The sequence below is a fragment of the Sandaracinus amylolyticus genome, from assembly GCF_021631985.1.
Taxonomy (GTDB): domain Bacteria; phylum Myxococcota_A; class Polyangia; order Polyangiales; family Sandaracinaceae; genus Sandaracinus; species Sandaracinus amylolyticus_A.
In genome coordinates this window covers 8,354,878-8,374,766 of sequence record NZ_CP070225.1, presented here as the reverse complement: position 1 = coordinate 8,374,766, position 19,889 = coordinate 8,354,878, and the positions used below count along the sequence as shown (strand labels likewise).

At 70.7% G+C, this 19,889-nt stretch carries 19 protein-coding genes; 7 read left to right on the top strand and 12 right to left on the bottom strand.

What is annotated here, in order from left to right; all coding sequences use genetic code 11:
- Positions 1 to 79: 79 nt before the first annotated feature.
- Genes I5071_RS35430 through I5071_RS35410 form a run of 5 tightly spaced genes read right to left on the bottom strand, consistent with a single transcriptional unit; the run spans position 80 to position 4,437 of the window.
- A complete protein-coding gene (locus tag I5071_RS35430; RefSeq protein WP_236517769.1) occupies positions 80 to 712 on the bottom strand; it encodes a LolA family protein in 633 nt (210 codons plus the stop codon).
- Positions 681 to 1,121 (bottom strand): acyl-CoA thioesterase, encoded by a 441-nt coding sequence (locus I5071_RS35425; protein ID WP_236517768.1) that lies wholly within the window; start codon positions 1,119 to 1,121, stop codon positions 681 to 683. The genes I5071_RS35430 and I5071_RS35425 overlap by 32 nt, the downstream gene beginning before the upstream one ends.
- Entirely contained in the window at positions 1,118 to 2,680 is a 1,563-nt protein-coding gene (locus tag I5071_RS35420) for an HAL/PAL/TAL family ammonia-lyase (RefSeq protein ID WP_236517767.1), read from the bottom strand. The genes I5071_RS35425 and I5071_RS35420 overlap by 4 nt, the downstream gene beginning before the upstream one ends.
- Complete coding sequence (locus I5071_RS35415; protein ID WP_236517766.1) at positions 2,681 to 3,631, bottom strand: hypothetical protein; 951 nt, start codon at positions 3,629 to 3,631, stop codon at positions 2,681 to 2,683. It abuts the gene before it with no gap.
- A complete protein-coding gene (locus tag I5071_RS35410; protein ID WP_236517765.1) occupies positions 3,628 to 4,437 on the bottom strand; it encodes a glycosyltransferase family 2 protein in 810 nt (269 codons plus the stop codon). Before I5071_RS35410 ends, I5071_RS35415 begins: the two co-directional genes overlap by 4 nt.
- A 137-nt stretch (positions 4,438 to 4,574) precedes the next feature.
- Between I5071_RS35410 and I5071_RS35405 the strand changes: the two genes are divergently transcribed.
- Complete coding sequence (locus I5071_RS35405) at positions 4,575 to 5,369, top strand: C1 family peptidase (RefSeq protein WP_236517764.1); 795 nt, start codon at positions 4,575 to 4,577, stop codon at positions 5,367 to 5,369.
- On the opposite strand, the gene ggt is transcribed toward I5071_RS35405, so the two are convergent.
- The gene (gene ggt, locus I5071_RS35400) at positions 5,370 to 7,082 is read right to left on the bottom strand and encodes a gamma-glutamyltransferase (protein WP_236517763.1); all 1,713 of its coding nucleotides are present in this window, start codon (positions 7,080 to 7,082) and stop codon (positions 5,370 to 5,372) included.
- Between the two features lie 57 nt (positions 7,083 to 7,139).
- Here ggt and gshB point away from each other — a divergent pair, with 57 nt between their 5' ends.
- Together gshB and I5071_RS35390 are read left to right on the top strand one after the other, a co-directional pair.
- Positions 7,140 to 8,081: a glutathione synthase gene (gshB, locus tag I5071_RS35395; RefSeq protein ID WP_236517762.1), complete on the top strand. Its 942-nt coding sequence runs from the start codon at positions 7,140 to 7,142 to the stop codon at positions 8,079 to 8,081.
- Positions 8,054 to 8,809, top strand: a complete 756-nt coding sequence (locus tag I5071_RS35390) for a DUF829 domain-containing protein (protein WP_236517761.1) — start codon at positions 8,054 to 8,056, stop codon at positions 8,807 to 8,809. The genes gshB and I5071_RS35390 overlap by 28 nt, the downstream gene beginning before the upstream one ends.
- A gap of 418 nt (positions 8,810 to 9,227) precedes the next feature.
- Here I5071_RS35390 and I5071_RS35385 read toward each other — a convergent pair whose 3' ends face one another.
- Both I5071_RS35385 and I5071_RS35380 read right to left on the bottom strand, forming a co-directional pair.
- Positions 9,228 to 9,647, bottom strand: coding sequence for an anti-sigma factor family protein (locus tag I5071_RS35385; protein ID WP_236517760.1), 420 nt, complete (start codon positions 9,645 to 9,647; stop codon positions 9,228 to 9,230).
- 4 nt (positions 9,648 to 9,651) lie between these two features.
- A complete protein-coding gene (locus I5071_RS35380; protein WP_236517759.1) occupies positions 9,652 to 10,365 on the bottom strand; it encodes a sigma-70 family RNA polymerase sigma factor in 714 nt (237 codons plus the stop codon).
- 76 nt (positions 10,366 to 10,441) lie between these two features.
- Here I5071_RS35380 and I5071_RS35375 point away from each other — a divergent pair, with 76 nt between their 5' ends.
- The gene (locus I5071_RS35375) at positions 10,442 to 10,801 is read left to right on the top strand and encodes a sirohydrochlorin chelatase (protein ID WP_236517758.1); all 360 of its coding nucleotides are present in this window, start codon (positions 10,442 to 10,444) and stop codon (positions 10,799 to 10,801) included.
- A gap of 148 nt (positions 10,802 to 10,949) precedes the next feature.
- Here the strand turns inward: I5071_RS35375 and I5071_RS35370 are convergent, their stop codons facing one another.
- Positions 10,950 to 11,873 (bottom strand): hypothetical protein, encoded by a 924-nt coding sequence (locus tag I5071_RS35370; RefSeq protein WP_236517757.1) that lies wholly within the window; start codon positions 11,871 to 11,873, stop codon positions 10,950 to 10,952.
- An 841-nt stretch (positions 11,874 to 12,714) separates the two neighbouring features.
- On the opposite strand from I5071_RS35370, the gene dnaA reads away from it, so the two are divergent.
- Positions 12,715 to 14,322: a chromosomal replication initiator protein DnaA gene (gene dnaA, locus I5071_RS35365; RefSeq protein ID WP_236517756.1), complete on the top strand. Its 1,608-nt coding sequence runs from the start codon at positions 12,715 to 12,717 to the stop codon at positions 14,320 to 14,322.
- Here the strand turns inward: dnaA and I5071_RS35360 are convergent.
- From I5071_RS35360 to I5071_RS35350, 3 genes are all read right to left on the bottom strand, one after another.
- On the bottom strand, positions 14,315 to 14,692 hold the full coding sequence (locus tag I5071_RS35360; RefSeq protein ID WP_236517755.1) for a hypothetical protein: 378 nt from the start codon (positions 14,690 to 14,692) through the stop codon (positions 14,315 to 14,317). The two genes, dnaA and I5071_RS35360, sit on opposite strands and share 8 nt — an antisense overlap.
- Complete coding sequence (locus I5071_RS35355) at positions 14,689 to 16,536, bottom strand: serine/threonine protein kinase (protein WP_236517754.1); 1,848 nt, start codon at positions 16,534 to 16,536, stop codon at positions 14,689 to 14,691. Before I5071_RS35355 ends, I5071_RS35360 begins: the two co-directional genes overlap by 4 nt.
- A 157-nt stretch (positions 16,537 to 16,693) precedes the next feature.
- Positions 16,694 to 18,556, bottom strand: coding sequence for a DUF2079 domain-containing protein (locus tag I5071_RS35350; protein ID WP_236517753.1), 1,863 nt, complete (start codon positions 18,554 to 18,556; stop codon positions 16,694 to 16,696).
- A 114-nt stretch (positions 18,557 to 18,670) separates the two neighbouring features.
- On the opposite strand from I5071_RS35350, the gene thiE reads away from it, so the two are divergent.
- Positions 18,671 to 19,291, top strand: a complete 621-nt coding sequence (gene thiE, locus I5071_RS35345; protein ID WP_236517752.1) for a thiamine phosphate synthase — start codon at positions 18,671 to 18,673, stop codon at positions 19,289 to 19,291.
- Positions 19,288 to 19,884 carry a hypothetical protein gene (locus I5071_RS35340; protein WP_236517751.1) on the top strand — a complete coding sequence of 199 codons (597 nt, stop codon included), beginning with the start codon at positions 19,288 to 19,290 and terminating at the stop codon, positions 19,882 to 19,884. Before thiE ends, I5071_RS35340 begins: the two co-directional genes overlap by 4 nt.
- Positions 19,885 to 19,889: the final 5 nt, after the last annotated feature.

The following is a 19,889-nucleotide window of genomic DNA, read 5'->3' as shown; positions in this document are numbered from 1 at the left end:
GCCGGAGTGCTCGTCCCGAGGGTCCGCACGGGAGCGCGCGAAGCGCGCGGACGGTAGGGACCTGCGGGCGAGCCGTTTTCTACTGGAGCGAGAACACCCGCGCGGCTTCCGTCGCGGAGTATCGACGTCGCGTGTTCACGTCGGAGAACGTCGTCGTCGTCACGTCGCCGCTCACCTCGGTCATCACCATCGTGCGCAGCGACGTGCCCTCGCCCTCGAACCGGATCTCGCGCAGGAAGCGATCGAGCGGTGACGTCCGCGGTGCGAGCGTGAGAGTCCAACTGGCACCCTCGCGCGGCGTGAACTGCACGCGATAGACCCGCTCCAGCGCCGCGCGATCGCCGCGCAGCAATTCCGAGAACGTGTCCACGAAGCTGCGCACCACCGGCTGCGCCGCGAGATCGATGCGCTCCACGCGCCCGCCCTCGCTCATGCGCAGCTCGTCGCCCTCGATGAGCACGACCTGCGGGCTCGGCGAGGTCGTGCGCCGCGCCAGCCGCCCGGGCCGCATGTAGTGCACCGTGCCTTCGCTGATCGCGGGCACGCTCAAGAGCGCGATCCGCTTCTCCTCGCGGAACCGCAGCTCCATCCCCTCGACGCCCCGGAAGCTCGCGAGGATCGCGTCGAGCGAGGGCGCGCTCTGCTGCGCGCCCGCGACGCTCGCGCACAGCACGACCGCACTAAGAAGGAGAAATGCGCTCCAGGATCTCACGCGGCGTCTCCAGCAGCATCTCGCCGTCGGGACGCGTCGTGACCAGCACGGTCACGCCGCGCGCGGCGCGTTTGCCCGTCTTCTTGCTGACGACCTCGTACGCGATGCCGATCCGCGGATCGCGCTCGCAGAACCACGCCTTCACCGTGAACGGCTCGGCGTAGCGCAGCGGCGAGACGTGGCGCGAGCGCGTCTCGATCACGTACCAGTGGAAGCCCAGTGCCACGAGATCGGGCGCGTCGAGCTGGTGCTTCCGCTGCAGCGCCTGACGCGCGATCTCGAAGTACTTGTAGTAGTGGCCGTGCCACGCGACGAGCAGCGGATCGACGTCGTGGAACGGGACTTCCAGATCCACCGTCACCGCGTCTTCCGGCGGCTTCTCGCGCAGCCCGCGATCCACGCCGCTCATGCGCGCGCCTCCGGCACCGTCCACGCGATCTCGCCGATCGGGAGCGCGTCCTCGCGATAGAGATCCAGCACCGCCTGGATGTCGACGTCCATGCGGCGATCCGCCTCGTTCACCGGCACCACCTGACGCACTGCCTCGCGCATCTCCGCGCTCTTCGGATGACAGTGCAGCGGACCGCGCAGATCCACTGCCTGGCACACGGTCAATAGATGGATCGCGGCGACCGTCTCCGTCAGGTCCAGCACCCTCACGCACTCGCGCGCCGAGATCGTCCCCATCGACACCTTGTCCTGGTTGTACGACTCGGTGCTGCGGCTGAAGACGCTCGCGGGCATCGACATCTTCAACGCCTCGGCGGCGAGCGCCGACGCGCTGATCTCCATCGCCTTGAACCCGTGGTGGGTCGGGCGATCGATGCCGCTGCGCATCACGAGGTTCGCGGGCAGGCCCGCGTTCGTCGCGGGATTGCACAACATGCCGACCTGACGATCGAGCAGGTCCGCCACGTTCGCGACCACGTTCTTCATCGTGTCGGTCACGAGGCAGGCGTGACCGCCGTAGAAGTTCCCGCCGTGCAGCACGCGTCCCTCGGGCGCGCTCGCCGAGTAGCCCTCGATGATCGGGTTGTCGTTCACCCCGTTGATCTCGGTCTCGAGCATCCGCCGCATCCACGGCAGACAGTCGAGGATCAGCCCGATCACGTGGGGCGCGCAGCGGATCGAATAACGATCCTGCACGCGCGCCGGCGTGTTGCGGTGGTGCACGCCCCCGCGGATCCACTGCGCGGCCTGGCGCTGCCCGGGGTGGTTCTTGAGCTCGAAGATCCGATCGTCGAAGTGGTCGGGCACGCCGTGCAGGACGTCCGACGCCATCGCCGAGATCGTGCACGCGAACCGCGCGAGCTTGAGCGCGCGCGTCCACGACAGACATCCGAGCGCGCTCATCACGCTCGTGCCGTTCATGATCGCGAGCGACTCCTTCGGCCGCAGGTTCATCGGCCGGAGGCCGAGCTCCGCGAGCGCGTGGGGCGCCTTCACCAGCTTCCCGCGGAGCCACGCCTCGCGCTCCCCCGCGAGCAGCGCGCCGATGTAGCTCAGCGGCGTGAGATCCCCGCTCGCGCCGACGCTGCCTTCTTCGGGGATCGCCGCGACGCACCCGCGCGCGACGAGCTCGCAGATGCGATCGAGCAGCTCCTGACGCACGCCGCTGAAGCCCTGGGCGAGCGAGTTCGCGCGCACCGCCATGATCGCCGCCGCCGCGTTCTCGCCGAAGAGCGCGCCGGTCCCGCAGCCGTGATAACGCACGAGGTTGAGCGGCATCTCCTCCGCGACCTCGACCGGCACGTGGAACTCGACCGACGCGCCGAAGCCCGTGGTCACGCCGTAGATCGTGCGCGCGCCCGCGAGCGCGTCGTCGATCAGCTTGCGGCTCTGCGCGATGCGCTCGCGCACCGCGGGGTCCGCCGAGATCGCCGGCACCGCGCGCTTCTCCGCGATCGCGCAGACGTGCTCGATCGTCATCGGCTCGTGGCCGAGCGGCAGGATCGCGAGCTCACCCATTCAGCGCTCCCAGAAGTCGTAGAAGTTGAACCAGTTGTCCGGTGCCATCCGGACGAAGTGCTCGAGGCGCGTCGCGTACTGCTGCACGTACTTCGCGAGCGCCTCTTCGCGCGCCTTGCGCGGCAATTCGATCTTCTCCGCGAAGGGCTCGCAGAAGAGATCGTAGCGGTTCGGATCGCGATAGAGCCCGAACGTCAGGTACACCGGGCACTTCAGCATCGACGCGAGCAGATAGGGCCCGGTGGGGAACCTCGCGGTGCCCCCGAGGAACTCGGCGCTCACCGTGCGTGCGTCCGCGGCGTCGGCATTCGGCGGCACACGATCGGCGAGGATCGCGACGATCGCGCCCTGCTCGATCAGCTCCTTCACGCGCAGCATGAAATCGATGCCCTCGCCCATCTGCAGCAGCTTCGCGTTCTTGCCGGGGTCGATCTTCTCGAACGCCTCGTTGATGCGCCGCGCGTTCTTCGTGTAGACGACCGCGTAGATCGGCAGATTCTCGACCTCGCTCTGGGCGCGCATCGCGTAGAAGCTGCCGAGGTGCGCGCCGAGCAGGATCGCGCCGCGCTTTCCGTCGCGCAGCGCCGCGAGGTGCTGGTGACCGTTGGTGGTCACGCGGAAGTGCTGGGTCTTGCCGGCGACGAGGAAGAACGCGTCGAGCGTCGTCTGCGCGAAGCGCAGGATCTGGCGGTACGTCTCGTACCCGCTCGCGTCGCGACCGAGCACGCGGTGGAGTGCCTCACGCGACGCACGGCGCGCGCCCGGCGCGAAGAGCCAGTAGTAGAACGCCACGATCCGGGCGATGAGCCGCCCGAAGGTGCGCCCCATCACCGTCGCGGCGAACACCGCGGCGCGGATCGCGAGCACACCGCCCTTCTCGCCGACGTCGGTCCATCCCTGCCGCGGCGGCTGGGGCGACGGCGTCTCGAGCGCAGCGGGCTGCTCGCTCATCGATCGCCCGGGAGCTCGGCGGGACGCGGCTCGCTCGTGCCCTTCTCGAGCACGATCGGATCGGAGGGCGCAGGCAGCGCAGGCACCAGCGGACGCCCCAGGACCGTGCACCACGCGCGGTGCCACATCAGGCGCGTGTGCATCCTCGAGATCAGCCAGTTGTCGAGGAAGAGCTTGAAGTGCGACACGCCGCCCTCGACGTAGCGCACCTTGGTCGGGAGGTTCACGACGGGCGCGCCGGTCCACGCGATGCGCACCGCGATCTCGGGATCGAAGTCCATGCGATCGCCGCACGACGCGCAGGCCCGCAGCGCGCTCTCGATCGGATAGACGCGGAAGCCGCACATCGGGTCGGCGATCACGCCCCAGCCCGCCTCCATGTGCGTCCAGAAGATCGTGATGTTGCGCGCGATGCGGCGACCGATCGGCGCGCTCTCGTCGTACTCGGGGCGCCCGAGGATCAGCGCGCTCGGCTGCGCACGCGCGACGTTCAGCAGATCGGGGATGTCTTCGAGGGCGTGTTGTCCGTCGGCGTCGACCTGCAGCGCGTGCGTGAAGCCGAGCTCGCGGGCGAACCCGAAGCCGGTCTTCACCGCGGCGCCCTTGCCGCCGTTCCGCGCGCGATGGGTCACTTGGGCGAGGCCGTCGCGCCCGATGCCCTCCACCGCGGCGCGACCTTCGTCGCGACTGCCGTCGTCGACGACCACCACGTCCGCGAGGTGCTCCCGCGCGCGCAACACGACGTCGCGCACGGTGCGCGGATTGTCGTAGGTCGGGATCAGGATGCAGGGCCGAAAAACGCTCACCGGACCGGGGGGCCGGTGTGCCGGCAGCTCACAACGTTGTCAAGCGCGCGGCTCGCCGGGTGGCGAGCGAGCCACTTGCGTGTGCGCGCGACGTAGCGATGGCCAGACGACGAGCGCGCTCGAGAGGACGAGTCGACATGAACGTCGGGGAGACCCACCGGAACGGTCGGATCCTGAACTGCCTTCCGTCGCGCGGGACCGCGCACGACTGGAGGATCGAGCACGCCGATCGCGCCGATCCCGATCGCGCCGGGGCGCCGATCCCGCCGAGCAAGGATCTCCGCGAGCCGTGGTGGACGATCGCCGACCAGAAGCGAACGGGCTCGTGCGTCGGGTGGGCGACCGCGGACTCGGTGCTGCGCTGGTACTTCACGAAGGCGGGGCGCCTCGCGACCGGTCAGCTGCTCTCGGCGCGCTTCATCTGGATGGCGGCGAAGGAGAGCGACGAGTTCGACACGCACCCGACGACGTTCATCGAGGCCGAAGGCACCAGCATCAAGACCGCGCTCGACGTCGCGCGGATCTACGGCGCGCTGCCCGAGGTCGATCTGCCGTTCGAGAACGGGCGGCTCTTCCAGGAGGACGCGGAGGCGCTCTACTCGATCGCCGCGCGCTACAAGATCGCGCGTTATCACAACCTCGGGCGCGACCCCGCGGACTGGCGCAAGTGGCTCGCGACGCGCGGCCCGATCCTCACGCGCCTGCTCTGCGACGAGACCTGGATGCACGTCGGGCCCGACGGTGTGCTCGAGCGCTACGACGAGTCGTCGACGCTGGGCGGCCACGCGATCGCGCTGGTCGGCTACGAGCCCGACTGCTTCATCGTGCGCAACACGTGGGGACGAGCCTGGGGCGACGAGGGCTACGCGTACGCGCGCGAGGCCTATGCGATGGCCGCGTTCACCGAGGCCTACGGCGTCGTCGTCTATTGATCACTCGCCGCGCGGCGCGCCGTCCTTGCGGGGGTCGCTCGCCGCGTGCAGCTCGACCACACCATCGCGCCGCACGATCCGGATCGTCTGCACGTTCGCGATCGTCGGGGTCTCGCCCACGTCGTGCCCGCGACGCCAGAGCGCGAGGCGCGTCGTGGTGTCGATGCCGGGCTCGACCAGCGTCGTGCCCGGACGTCCCTGCTGGTGCACCCGAGGGCGCGCCATCGCCTCGCCGATCTCGGCCTCGAAGAGCAGCGAGACGAGCGCGACCTGCTCCGCGGCCGTCGGGATGCGCGAGCCACCGCTCGCGCCGACGCACATCACGGGACGCGTGCCCTCGAACACGATCGTCGGCGCCATCGACGACACCGGGCGCGCCCCGGGGCGCGGCAGGTTCGCGGCGCCGCCCGGAAGACCGAACGCGTTGGGCGCGCCGAGCTCGCGCGCGAAGTCGTCCATCTCGTCGTTCAGCACGATCCCCGCGGCGCTCACGCGCGCGCCGAACTGCAGGTTGATCGTCGTGGTGACCGCGGCGATGTTCCCCTCTTCGTCGACCACGCAGAGGTGCGACGTGCCGCGATCGGAAGGCGGTGCGCTCGCCGGCGAGAGCGGCAGCTCCCACCGGTCGGCCGGCAGTGCGCGCTCGGGATCGAAGAGCGCGGCGCGCCGCGCCAGGCGCTCGTCGGCGAGCAGCGCATCGGTGGGCACCTCGGCGTGATCGGGATCACCGAGATACGCCGCGCGATCGACGTACGCGCCGATCCACGACTGCGTGAGCGCATGACGAAACGCCGCGCCCTCGCGCCATCCACCCTCGGGCTGCCACGCCTCGAGCAGCGCGAGCGAGTGCAGGATCGTGATCCCTCCCGCGCTCGGCGGCGGCGCGGTCACCCACCGGCGCCCGAACGCCTCGCGCGACAGCGGCGTGCGCTCGCGGATCGCATAACCCGCGAGATCCTCCGCGGTGATCACGCCTCCGCGCGCCCGCACCGCCTCGACGATCGCCCGCGCGATCGCGCCCCGATAGAACGGCGCCGCGCCCTGTCGCCCGAACGTGCGAAGCGTCGCCGCGAGCTGCGGGTTCACGACGCGCGCCCCCTGCGCGATCCCGTCCTCGCCGAGCCATCCCGCGAGCAAGCCGTCCTCGCGCAGCAGCGCGAGCACCGAGCGCGACGAGTCGCTCACGTAGCGCGAGGCCGCGAACCCTTCGCGCGCATGGCGCTCGGCGTGCGACGCGATCTGCGCGCGCGTGACCCGACGCGATCCGAAGCGCGCGATCAGCGCCTCGATCCCCGCGGGCTCACCCGGCACCGCGACCGCGAGGCCGCCGGTCATCGAGCGCTGCGCCGCGATCGCGTCGGAATCGCCGTCGCGCCGCGCGAACATGTCGTTCGTCGCCGCGCCCGGCGCGGTCTCGCGGAAGTCGAGGAACGTCAGCGATCGATCCGACGCGCGGTAATAGAGCGCGAACCCACCGCCTCCGAGCCCGCTCGACGCCGGGCTCACCACCCCGAGCGCGAGCATCGTCGCGGCCGCGGCATCCGCCGCATTGCCGCCCGCCGCGAGCACCCGCGCCCCGGCATCCGACGCGAGGGGATGATCCGCCGCGACCGCGTACCGCGCGTAGACCGCGGCGTGCGATGGGCGCGACGGCGCCGCCTGACCGACGAGGACCAGCGCGAGGCACGCGAGCGCGAGGGCGACTCTCCGCATGCCCGAGCTTCTACCACCCTTGCGCTCTCGCGCTGGGCGCGCGATGTACGTGCGCGCATGCGCATCGTCGTGCTGATGGACCCGGTCTCGACCGTACTCGTCGACGCCGACACCTCGTTCGCGTTGATGCTCGCGGCGCAGGAGCGCGGGCATCGCGTCGATCACGCGCTCATCACCGATCTGTTCCTCCACGGCTGGCGCCTCGGGGCGCGCGTCCGCCGCGCGACGATGCAGCGCGATCCGATCGCGCCGATCACCCTCGGCGACTACGAGGACGTGTGGATCGACGACGTCGACGCGGTGCTGGTCCGCAAAGATCCGCCCTTCGACGCGAACTACCTCTGGGGCTGCCACCTGCTCGAGCACGTCCGCGGCAAGACCCTCGTCGTCAACGATCCGCGCGCGCTGCGCGACGCGAACGAGAAGCTCTACGCGACGCACTTCCCCTCGCTCATGCCCGCGACCCTCGTCTCCAACGACAAGGCGCGCATCAAGCGCTTCGTGAGCGAGGTCGGCGGGCGCGCCGTGCTCAAGCCGCTCAGCGGTGCGGGCGGTGAGAGCGTGTTCCTCCTCGCCGAGGGCGACCTCAACGTCAACGCGATCATCGAGACCGTGACCCTCGACGGAAAGCGCGTCGCGATGGTCCAGGAGTTCCTCCCCAAGGTCACCGAGGGCGACAAGCGCATCCTCCTGCTCGACGGCGAGCCCCTCGGCGCGATCCTCCGCGTCCCCCAGCGCGGCGACGTGCGCTCGAACATCCACGTCGGCGGCACCGTCGAGAAGACCGCGCTCGACGCGAACGACCGCGCCATCTGCGCCGAGGTCGGCCCGCGCTGCAAGAAGGACGGCCTCTACTTCGTCGGCCTCGACGTGATCGGCGGCAAGCTCACCGAGGTCAACGTCACGAGCCCGACCGGCATCCAGCAGATGTCGCGCCTCTCGGGCCAGGACCTCTCGGGGCGCGTGATCGAGTGGCTCGAGCAGCGTTCCGCGAGCTGATCGTCGGCTGGCACGGCTCGCGGGAGCGCCAGCTGCGCGTGCTCGCGAAGCACGACGAGTCGAAGTACGGCGCCGACGTCCTCACCCACGTGCCGCGCACCTTCCGCGCGATGAGCCTCGCGAACGGGTGGGCCCGCGAGGGACGTATGCTCGCCGAGCGCCTCGAGCGCGCCCACGCCGCGCGCCCGATGCCGCTGGTGATCCACGCGTTCAGCAACGCCGGCTTCTGGACCACCACCGCGCTCCTCGATCAGCTCTCGCCCGCGCTGCGCGACGCCCATCGCGCGACGATCGTCGACTCTGCGCCCGGATTCCCGCCGAAGGTCGAGGCGCGCTTCACCGCGCGCTACGCCACCCGCGCGATGCTCCCGGCGCTGCTCGCCCAGCTCGGCCTGCGGGCGTCGCACTCGCACCCGCTGCTCGGCCCGCCGTTCTCGGCGTTCCTCTACGCGTGGCACCACATCGCGCCGGAGCAGGTGCGCTTCATGGAGCGCAGCCTCGCGCGCATCCGCGACGCCCATCGCGAGCGGCCGCTCATGGTGATCTGGGGTGGTCGCGACGAGCTCGTCCCCGCGCGCTTCGTCGAGGCGTTCGTGCGCGACTGCGAGACGCACGGCGTTCCCCTCGAGCGCCTCTACTTCGAAGAGGGCGATCACGTCCGGCACCTCGTCGCCCATCGGCGCGAGTACCTGGCCGCCCGCGACGCGTTCCTCGCTCGGGTCGTCTGAGCGCAGGGAGCGCCGAATGTGGAGCGTGGAGCGCTCTGCGCCCCTGAGGTACGACCCTGCCCCACCCGACGCGACGCTCCCCATCGCACGCCGGTGTCACCCCTGCGAGTGCATCGGTGCAAGGGGGGTTGCAGATCCGAAAGGCGCGCGCTGAAACGCGGCGGGACGATCGCGAGAAACGTGGGGCAACCGCAGCGGCCTGGCCTGGCACGGCCCTCGCTAAAGCCCCAGACGCGACCCGGTGACCTCGGCGAGTCTGCCCCCCCAACCGCCGATCACGCCAGGTCGCGCCAGGCCCGCGCTGCAAGCCCCCCCCGCAGCGCGGGCCGCTTTTTTTCTGGCCGCAGTCGCGGCGTTTCGTCTGGGACCGGGCAAGACCCTCAGGGTTTTGCCCGGTCCCAGACGTTCTGCGCGTCTTTCAGGGATGCGAGGTCGGTGAGGGCGGCCCCTCCACCTGCACGAAGCTCTGCACCGCGAGCCATCCCGTCGCGAGGAGCAGCGCCACCAGGATCGCGACCAAGACCGGCAACGTGCCCCGCGGCCCCGCCTGCTCCGCGAACCGGTCGCGATAGAACCGTCCGCGGCTCCGCGCCCTGAGCCTCGACTGCACTCCGGGCAGCAGGTCGGGCGAGGCCTCGGGTCCCTCCTTCTGGTCCCCCGCGTCGCCACCGAGCGCCGCCGCGCCACGCACCACCATCCGGTACGCGTCGAGCTCGTCCTTCAGCTCGGGGTCGCTCGCGAGCGCGGCCTCGAACGCGGCCTTCTTCGCCGGGTCGAGGCTCCCCTCGATCACGTCTCCGAAGAGGTCGCGTGCCTCGTCGCTCGTCATCGCTTCCATGATCTCACTTCTTCCCCGACGACGAGGCCGTCACGGCGGGCGTGCTCGAGCGACGCTCGCCGGTCGCGCGCTGCACCGCCTTCGCGAGCGCCAGACGCGCGCGGTGCAGCCGGCTCTTCACCGTTCCCTCGGGGAGCCCGGTCTCCTGCTGGATCTCCTCGTAGCTCATGTTCTCGACGTCACGCATGATCACGAGCACGCGCTGGTCCTCGTCGAGCTCCATGATCGCCTCGCGCACGATCATCTCGATCTGGTTCGCCTCGGCCTGCTGATCGGGCCGCGCGACCTGCGCCGACGAGCTCATCGACGCGCTCTCGACCGCGCCGTGCTCGGCGATCTCGTCGAGCTCCTTCTTCTTCCCGCGCGCGCGACGGTCCAGGTACTTGATCCGGTTCTTGCAGTGGTTCGTCGCCACTCGATAGAGCCAGGTCGAGAGCTTGCTGTCCCCGCGGAAGCCCTCGATCGACTTGAAGACCGTGATGAACACCTCCTGCGCGACGTCCTCGGCCTCGCTGCGATCGCCGAGCATGCGCAGCACGAGGCGGAACACGCGCTCCTGATAGAGGCGGACGAGCTCGTTGAACGCCGCTTCGTCGCGTCGTTGGAGCCGCTCGATCAGTTCTTCTTCGTGGCCGTCGGGCATCGGCACGTGGAACCCGAACGCCTCGGCACGACGCTCCAGCGCGGCGTGATCGAGGTCGTCGGGAACGAGGTCCACGCGCCCGAGACAACCTCGGCCGAGCGCGGTTCCGGCGAAGGTAGCCGGGATGCGCGATCCCCCTCAAGCTCGATGGATGCGCGCGATCCTGCTCGTCGATCACGGCAGCCGCGTGGAGGCCGCGAACGCCCAGCTCGGCGAGGTCGCGCGGCTGGTCGAGCGCATCGCGGCCGACGGGACGATCGTGCGCCACGCGCACATGGAGCTCGCGGCGCCGTCGATCCCCGAGGGCATCGCCGCCCTGGTGCGCGAGGGCGCGACCGAGATCGTGGTGGTCCCGTACTTCCTCGCGCCGGGGAGGCACGCGACGAGCGACGTCCCCGAGATCGCGTTCGGCGCCGCCGAGCATCATCGCGGCGTGCAGGTGCGGGTCGCCGCACCGCTCGGGGTGCACGAGCTGCTCGCGAAGCTGGTCCTGGTGCGCGCGCGAGAGTGAGTGCGCGAGAGTGAGCGCGTCGCGCGATCAGCGAGCCCGAGGCGTGCCCGAGCAAGAGCAAGCGGGGCTGGGGCCCCGCGCGCAGCGTTTGGGGAGGGGGGCCCCGAGCCGGCTTTGCCGGTCGGGGGGAGGGGTCTTCCAAGACCCCTCAATGGACGAAGTAGCGGAACCCGAGCAGCAGCCAGGTGTCGTCGTCTCCGACGACCTGCTGGCGCCACGAGAAATCCAGGCCCCAATCGCCGGTGACGTACCCGAGGCCCGCGGTCACGTAGTGGATGTCGCGACCGGTGTCGAAGCTGTAGCCCGCCCGGATCGGCACGCCGCTGATGAACACCTCGACCGCGCCGCCGAAGACCGCCTCGGGGCGCAGCGAGCCGTCGACGTTGTAGAACGTCGAGAGATCCGCGAGCCCGTCGAACGCGATCGTGACCATGCGATCGATCGTGTAGCTCGCGCTCCCGCCCACCAGGCGCGGCACCAGCGAGGTGCCGTGGTCGATCAGGTTGAAGCCGAGGGCCGCGATGTGCAGGCCTTCGATCGGCATCACACGGATCGCGGCGTCGATGGTCACGCCCTCGGCGAACGGGCCGCGGGTGTCGCCCTCGGGCTGTCCCTCGCGCCAGTAGCTCATGTACCGGCCCGAGACGCCGATCGCGAACGCATCGCCGATCGGCAGCGCGAGCGAGAGGCGTCCCTCCATCCCGCCGTGCCCGTACTCGCCGTTGCCGTGGATGTAGCGGTAGGACATGCCCATCGCGATCGGCGAGCTGTACGAGTCGACGACCGCCGCGCCGACGCTGAACCGCGTGGTGCCCGGCTCGTACCCGGCGATCGACTCGATGTGATAGACGCGCCCGATCGTCAGGCCGGCCGCGTTGTACTGGAGCGCCGACGTCGAGGCCGCCGACGCGCGCGCGCCGAGGCCCATCGCGAGGCCGCGCGTCGTGTCGTAGCCCTCGGCGACGGGGGGATCGATTGCCGCCTGGGCCGCGAGCCGAGCTGGTGCGCCGAGCGAGATCGCGAGGGCCCCTGCGAGCACGAGCACCCCCGCTGCACCTGACCAACGCACCATCGCTCCTCCGATCCCTCTGCGATCCCCCGAACGCCCGTTCCCGAACGCCTGGACAGCGGTGTCCCTGCTTAACCGGGTTCGGCGCCGTACACCAAGAAAACCGCGTCGAACCGGTCGCAATCGCGGGAATGCGCCCCGCGTCGCCCGCGATCCGACCCGCCGCGCGGACGTGCCCGGAGGGTCACGCGGCGGAATGCCACGAATCCAGTGTGATCACGCTGGCTCCCGTGACGAAACGGAGACCGGATCGAAGAGGCTCGGCGGATCACGTGTGATCTCCGAGGCTTCCCGAAAGGGTTCGACGCACTGCGTCTCGACACCTTCGGAACCGGCGCGTCACGAACGAAGAAAACTGAGCGAGATCATGTGCTTAGAAGTTTCCGCAGGAAGACCCGTAGACGGCACCCGGGAGCTTTGCTAGCGTCGGTCTTCCTCGGGGAGGCGGGTTGCCTCCGATCGAGTGTCTCGCTCCCTCACTGCAGTTCGTGAGGAGTTGCCGTAGCTCGGATGATGCGTCCTGATTCGGGTGCAGCATCGGAGTGACGGTAATTTGGCGGGGACGGGTTACCGCGATAGCAGTCGTCTCTCGTTCGCGGAGACCACCCGAGCCGAGCAAGGCAGATGTCGCTGTAGCTGTGCCGCAGATGTAGCTGGGTAGATGTTCCGATGGGCAGCTCTTCGAGAAGCCACCTCTCCTAGAACCAAGCGTCCCTCGAAACACGCACCCGAACAGCGAACCTCGATCGAGACGGCGACCCTGAACGAACCGCTGGAGCGACCCAGGCTGTGGAAAGCTTGTGGATCGCTTGGACAAGTGCGCTCAACTGCTGGGGTATCTGGCATGGACGGGCTGTGGGAATCGACTCTCGGCAGACTTCGCGGAAGGCTCGCGGAAGAGACCTACGCGACGTGGCTGGAGCCGATTCGCTTCGACGGGATCGAGGGCCGGATCGTGCGGCTGCGGATTCCCAACCGCTTCTTCGCGGATTGGATCTCGGCGCGCTATCTGCCCGACATCCTCGAGTCGCTCGCGGCGCTGACAGGCGCGAGCGGGCTGGATGTCTCGTGGGTCGTCGACCCGAGCCTGCAGGAGCAGGTGACGTCGGCCGGGCAGGTGGTCAGCCCGGCGGTGGCGGATCGTGACGTCGCGTCGACCGGCGTGATGGTCGCGCCGGGCGCGATGCTCGCGGACGACGCGATGCTCTCGCGCGGTGCGCGGATGGCGGCGGCGGGCCGGGTGACGGCGCGCGCGTCGCGTCCGCCGGTGCGCGCGCTGCGCGCGGCGGGCGAGCTTCCGTTCGACGTCGAGAGCGGCGCGACCGATCGTGCGCCGATCGCGCGACCGCCGGTCGCCCGCAGCATTGCCGGCGATCGCAGTGCAGCGCCGGTCGAGAGCGGAAGTCCCGTGGGCGAGCAGTCGTATGCCCTGAACCCGCGTTATCTGTTCGAGAACTTCGTCGTCGGGCCGTCGAACCAGCTCGCGCACGCGGCCTCGATCGCGGCGAGCTCGAGCCCGGGCAAGCGCTACAACCCGCTCTTCATCTACAGCAAGGTCGGCCTCGGCAAGACCCACCTCGTCAACGCGGTCGGCCATCGCGTGCTCGAGGATCGTCGCGACGCGCGCGTGCTCTTCCTGAGCGCCGAGCGCTTCACCAACGAGTTCATCTGGGCGCTGCAGCACAAGCGCATCGACGAGTTCCGCGCGCGTTATCGCGGCTCGTGCGACGTGCTGGTGATCGACGACATCCAGTTCCTCGCGGGGCGCGAGCAGACGCAGGAAGAGTTCTTCCACACGTTCAACGCGCTCTATCACGCGGACAAGCAGATCGTCGTCACGAGCGACGTCTATCCGCAGCACATCCCCGAGATGCAGGAGCGCCTGATCTCGCGCTTCCAGTGGGGCCTGGTCGCCGACATCCAGGCGCCCGAGCTCGACACGCGCATCGCGATCCTCCGCAAGAAGGCGGAGCAGGAGCAGCTGCACCTCGGCGACGACGTCGCGCTGCTGATCGCGCAGGTCGTGCAGAGCAACGTGCGCGAGCTCGAGGGGACGCTGCTGCGTCTCGCGGTGCTCGCGGACGCGCAGCAGCGCCCGCTCGACATCGAGCTCGCGCGGATGGCGCTCGGTGCGCACCAGCCGAAGGGTCGCGACGCGCGTCAGACGAGCGTCGAGGACATCCAGCGCGCGGCCTGCGAGTACTTTCAGATCGGCATCAAGGAGCTGATGAGCGATCGCCGGCACCGCAACGTGTCGCTGCCCCGCATGATCGCGATGTACATCTGCCGCGAGCGCCTCGATCTGAGCTACCCGATGATCGGCGCGCGCTTCGGCAACAAGGACCACACCACGGTCATGAACGCGCACCGCAAGATCAGCGGTCTCGTCGAGAGCGACGAGCGGGTGAAGCGCGCGATCGAGGTGATCGAGCGCAAGGTCGGCATCAGCTGAGCGTCGGCGGACGCGGCTCGCGCGCGCGAATGCGCGCGAGCGCGTCGTCGTAGAGCGCCCAGCCGTCGAGCGTGTCGTCGCGCTCTCCGTCCCACCCGGCGGCGAGCGCGGCTTCGATGAAGCACCGCCTGACCACGGTCGCGTGCAGTGGCAGCCACTCCGGGCCGTCCGCGCCCATGCGCATGACGTCGCCCGCGGCTCCGTCGCGTCCCATCGAGGTGCCGTCGAATGCGATCCGCAACGCGCCGGCGCCGCCGACCCGGCGCACGACGAGCGTCAGCGTGCCGAGCCAGCCGAACCCATGAGGCTCTTCTTCGCGCGGCTCGCCGGCGAGCGATGACTCGTAGCGATGCTCGCCGATCCGGATCACGGCATCAGCTGGCGCAGCCGCCAGAGATGCCAGTGCACGCGGCGGCGCGCAGCGTCGAGCTCCCAGCGCACGCGGCCCATCAGGATCGCGCTGGTGAGCAGCGGCGACATCGAGAGCACCAGCAGCACGATGCGGGTGGGCCACTCGGGGAAGTGGGTCATGCGGGGGAGGATCGTGATCGCTCCGTCGCGGATCAGGACCGAGGGCGGGATCACACCCGCGACCTCGAGCGCGAACGGCAGCGTCGCCGCGATGCACGCCGCAGCCGTCGTGATCCAGCGTCCCGGACGGTCGAGGTGCACCATGAACGTCGGGATGCTCGCAGCCGCGATCGCCGGCAGGAGGATCAGCGGCGAGAACAACGACGCGATCGGCATGATCGTCAGCATCGCGAACACCGCGACCGCGGTGCGCATCCAGGGCCGCGGCTTCGGGAGCAGATCGACGATCCAGCTGACGAGCACCGCCGCGATGATCGCGCCGAGCGCGGTGAACCCGAGCACGAGATCGCGCGGGCCGAGCCACACCACGAGCGGCACGTAGAGCAGCCAGCTGAAGCGACCGGCGCGCAGCGCGCGCGACGCGACGCGGTGTTGCTTCTCCTCTTCCTCGCGCACCTCGGCTTCGGCCTCTTCGGGCAGCTTGCCGTCGAGCGGCTTCGCGAGCGCATCGAGGAGCTGCTGCAGCGCCTCGGGGTTCGAGGGATCGGCGGAGAGCGCGCGGGCGAGCCCGCGGATCGCATCGCGCTGCGCGGTCGCGCCCTCGGCGCCGCTCGTCCCCGACGCGCGCTTCAGGGTCTCCTTCGCGGCGCGGAGGTGCAGATCGGCGACGAGCTTGCGCCGCGCGGTCTCGCGATCGCCGTCGAGGAACGACTCGATCGCCTCGTGGAGCTCGCGCGCCTGCGGGCGCTTCAGCGGATCGGCGTGGGTCGCGCGCACGCAGATCGCCTCGAGCTCGGGCGCCACCGCGGCCTGCGGAGCGCGCACCGAGCACCGCGCGTCGGCGCCCTCGCGCGTCGAGATCATCAGCTCGCGCACGCTCTTGCCGCGATGCAGCGCCTGGAGCGTGAGCACCTCGAAGAGGATCGTGCCGAGCGAGTACACGTCGGCCGCGGAGTCGGCGTCGTTCGAGCGATCGATCTGCTCGGGCGCCATGTAGCCCGGCGTGCCCAGCAGGTCCTGCTCGGCGCGCGTGATCGATCCGAGCAGCGCCATCGGCATGCGCTGCACCTGGGTGCCGACGATGCGCGCGACGCCCCAGTCGAGCACGTAGACCTCGCCGAAGTCGCCGAGCATCACGTTCTCGGGCTTCAGATCGCGGTGCACCACGCCGCGCGCGTGCGCGTAGTCGATCGCGAGGCACGCCTTCGAGAACGCCGAGAGCATGCGGCGCCGGCTGAAGCGGCTGCGCAGGTTCGGATCGTTCTTGCGCAGCCCCTCGAGCACCTCGTGGAGCGTCACGCCGCGGATCCGCTTCATCGTGAAGAAGGGCTCGCCGCTGGGCAGCGTCCCGACCTCGTGCACCGGGACGATCCCTGGATGATCCAGGTAGCCCTGCACGTGCGCCTCGCGCAGGAAGCGCTCTTTCGCGCGTGATCTCCCCGAGCGCGTGGGGAGCAGCACCTTCATCGCGACCTCGCGGCCGACGATGCGATCCCAGACGAGGCGCACCTCGCCCATGCCGCCCTCGCCGAGCACCGAGCGGCTCTCGTAGCGATCGGCGAGGAGCTCGGGCTGGAGGCTCTGCAGGTTCTTGCGCGACTCGAGGAGCGTGGGCCCGTCGTCCTCGTCGCTCTGCGGACCGCTCGAAGTCAGTGTCGAAGCGCGTGAGCTTCCCTGGAACATGCCGGAGCGTCGCAGTGCGAGCTCTGTCGCGTCGGAGTCTTCGGTGATCTCGGAGCTCGACGTGGGGGACGTCAAACGGGTCCTCCGGAGGATCGCCGGGAGCGGACGGCGACGAGCCGGGAGCATAGCGCACCGCGTCGAGCAACGTCAGCCAGCGTCACGGAATTGCTGCGTCGATGACGATCGAGTGAGGATCGAGGTGCTCGGGGCGGGCGCCGCTCGAGCGGAGGGTCCCCACCCGGAGCCGGCCGGGGCGGACTTCGGCGGGTCCGAGCGGGTGCTCGGAACGGATCACGTCGCCGGCGCGGAAGTGCGCGGGCGAGAGCCATCCGTTCGCGATCAGGTCGACCCGGCGCGGTCGCTTGCCCTCGCCGATGCGCAGCGCGAGGTCGGAAGGACAGGCACCGAGCGCGAGCAGATCGAGCGTGAGCACGAGCCCGCTGCCCCGCCGCTCGAGCCGCGCGTCGCGCAGCCGCAGGCATCCGGTGAGGCGACGACCGGCGCGTCGATCGTCGTCGTGATCGACGATCGCGCGCGCCCCGATGCCCTCGCGGGGATCGCGGCCGCGCTCGAGCAGCAGATAGTCGCCGCCGGCCTCGACCAGCGCGTGATCGTCACGCGCGATCCAGGCGCGGGTCTGGGGCTCCTCGCTGGTGCGGAGGAGGTCCTCCTCGTGGGCGAAGCGCACCCGGTGTGATGCGTCGAGCACCACGAAGTCGGCGCGCGTCTCGGGCGGCGGCGCGCGGCGCAGATCCCGTCGCTCCGCGAGGTGCGGCAGGAGCGCGTCGGGCGCCTGCACCGATGCGCTCGGCCCGATGCGCGCGACGATGCGGCGCGCCGCGTCGGTGCTCTCGTCGGCGACGAACGGCTCGCGCGAGAACACGAGCGAGAGCGGCGTGCCACCCGCGATCAGGTGCGCGAAGAGCGCGCTCGCCGCGAGCGGCGCGACGCGCAGCAGCGCGCGATCGGGCAGCGCCGCAGCGCCGTGGATCGCGGCCGCGAGCACGAAGGGCATCGCGGGCGTGAGGTAGTGCGAGTCGAGATCGGTCGTGCCCGGGAAGTCCGAGAGCAGGTTGATCGCGAGCACCGGCGCCGCGATCAGGAGGAACCCCGGGCGCACGAGCGGGAGCAGCGCGCACGGCGCGGTGATCAGCGCGAGGTAGAGCACGCGGTGTCGCACCGAGAGGTGCGCGATCAGCTCCGCAGGATGCGTGATCACGTACTGCGCGACCTCGGTCGTGCTGCGTCCGAAGCGCCCGAAGTGCAGCTCGAGCGATCCCTCGGGCGGCGCGAAGCGCGGGTGCAGCACCAGCACGAAGACGAGCACGTACGCGAGCGAGATCACCGCGACGATCACGCCGGCGCGCGCGAGGCGGGTGCGCTCGATCGAGCGCGGCGAGCGCAGCGCCAGCACGCACGCCCCGACCCCGACCAGCGTCGTGACCAGGCCGAGATCTTCACGGCAGAGCAGCACGCCGAGGGTCGCGAGCACGATCCCCGGACCGCTGCGTCGATCGAGCGACTCGGCTGCCCACGCGAGCGGGAGCACCGCGATGCTGCCGGGATGGAACTCCTCCGACGCGACGTGCGCGAGGTTGGGATGGAGCAGCCACGCGAGCGCCGCGACGATCGCGCCCGGCGCGCCGAGGTGCCGCGCGCCGATGCGCGCGATCGGCAGCGCGGCGGCCGCGAGCGCGAAGGACTGCGCGACGAGCAACGTCGGCGCCTGCCCGAAGAGCATCCCGATCAGCCCGAGCGGCCGCAGGATCCACGCGAGGTGCAGGCCGAGCTCGTGCGCGCCGACGATCGGGTTCCATCCGTCGCCGTGCACCGCGCCCCACGACATCCGCGCGTAGAACGCGAGATCGAACGTCTCGTTGTGGAACGTGTGCCAGCGCAGCAGCGAGAGCGTCGCGAACGTGATCGCGGCGACGAGCACCATCGCGTGCAGCGCGCGACGCGTGCCGGCCCACGGGATCGGCGAGGGCTCGCCGCGCGCATCGCGCCACCACTCTCTCACGGCGGCGCAAGGGTGGGCGACGCGCGGGGTGCTCGCAAGGCGGGATCACTGCGCGTGGAGCGCAGCAATTCCGAGGGGTTGCATCGGGGTGGGGGCAACGCCTATGTTGGCGCCGTGCGGGGGCTCTACGCGATCGTCGATCCGGAACGGTGTGCAGGGCGTGATCCGCTCGAGGTCGCGAGCGCGATCCTGCGAGGTGGATGCGCGATCATCCAGGTCCGCGCGAAGCGGATGCCGGACCGCGAGCGGCTCGCGCTGATGCGCGCGGTGCGGTCGCGCGCGAAGGAGCGCGGCGTGCCCTTCGTGGTGAACGATCGCCCCGATCTCGCGCTGCTCGTCGACGCCGACGGACTGCACCTCGGGCAGGACGATCTGCCGATCGCCGAGGCGCGCCGCATCGTGGGTCGCATGATGATCGGCCGCTCGACCCACGACCTCGCGCAGCTGCGTGTCGCGATGGACGAGGGCGCGAACCTCGTCGGCTTCGGGCCGGTGTTCGCGACGAAGAGCAAGGAGAACCCCGATCCCGTGGTCGGGCTCGAGGGGCTCGCGCGCGCGGTGCGCGTCGCGCGGGTGCCGATCGTCGCGATCGGCGGGATCACCGAGGCGAGCGCGTCCGGCGTCGCGCGCACCGGCGTCGCGCTCGGCGCGGCGATCGCGGCGATCGGCGAGGCCCCCGATCCCGAGCAGGCTGCGCGCGCGCTGCATCGCGCGCTCTCGGGGAGCACGGGGTGATCATCGAGCTCGCGGTGAGCGCGGCGGCGGTGGTCGTCGCGTCCGCGGTCGCGCGGGCCATCGTGCAACGGCGCGCAGCGCAGGACGCCGAGCGCGAGAAGCGGCTCGCGGCGGCAGCACGCGCGAACGATCCGCGGCGTGGGCTGCGGGTCGGCGACGTGCTGCTGCACGTCGGCGACGAGCTCTGGCTCGCGGGGATGATCGAGCTCGACGAAGAGGGCACGCTGCTCTCGATCTTCCGCGCGCCCGAGAACACGCGCACCGCGTGGGTCGCGCAGCTCGACGACGAGGCGCGCGAGCTCGCGCTGCTCTCCCACTCCGACGAAGTGCCCGAGGGTCACGTACCCGATCGCCTGCCGCTCGGCGGTCGCGTGCTCTCGCTGCTGCGTCGCGGCAGCGCGAAGGTGCGCGGGCACGGCGAGCACCTCCCGCCCCACGGCGCGAAGGCGCGCTTCACGATCCTGCACGACGCCGGTGGGCGCGTGGCGATGGTGATCGACTTCGAGGGCGCGCCGCGCCTCACGCTGGTCGGCGATCGCGTCGAGCGCGCGCTGATCGACGTGCTGCCCGGCGGTGAGCGCGGGCCCGAGTAGCCCTG

Bases quoted from the DNA above. Each gene is read 5' to 3' on its own strand.
- I5071_RS35375 (WP_236517758.1), top strand. From the start codon at position 10,442: ATGCGCGCGATCCTGCTCGTCGATCACGGCAGCCGCGTGGAGGCCGCG.
- gshB (WP_236517762.1), top strand. From the start codon at position 7,140: ATGCGCATCGTCGTGCTGATGGACCCGGTCTCGACCGTACTCGTCGAC.
- I5071_RS35420 (WP_236517767.1), bottom strand. From the start codon at position 2,680: ATGGGTGAGCTCGCGATCCTGCCGCTCGGCCACGAGCCGATGACGATC.
- I5071_RS35425 (WP_236517768.1), bottom strand. From the start codon at position 1,121: ATGAGCGGCGTGGATCGCGGGCTGCGCGAGAAGCCGCCGGAAGACGCG.
- I5071_RS35355 (WP_236517754.1), bottom strand. From the start codon at position 16,536: ATGTTCCAGGGAAGCTCACGCGCTTCGACACTGACTTCGAGCGGTCCG.
- ggt (WP_236517763.1), bottom strand. From the start codon at position 7,082: ATGCGGAGAGTCGCCCTCGCGCTCGCGTGCCTCGCGCTGGTCCTCGTC.
- I5071_RS35370 (WP_236517757.1), bottom strand. From the start codon at position 11,873: ATGGTGCGTTGGTCAGGTGCAGCGGGGGTGCTCGTGCTCGCAGGGGCC.
- I5071_RS35415 (WP_236517766.1), bottom strand. From the start codon at position 3,631: ATGAGCGAGCAGCCCGCTGCGCTCGAGACGCCGTCGCCCCAGCCGCCG.
- dnaA (WP_236517756.1), top strand. From the start codon at position 12,715: ATGGACGGGCTGTGGGAATCGACTCTCGGCAGACTTCGCGGAAGGCTC.
- I5071_RS35385 (WP_236517760.1), bottom strand. From the start codon at position 9,647: ATGGAAGCGATGACGAGCGACGAGGCACGCGACCTCTTCGGAGACGTG.
- I5071_RS35405 (WP_236517764.1), top strand. From the start codon at position 4,575: ATGAACGTCGGGGAGACCCACCGGAACGGTCGGATCCTGAACTGCCTT.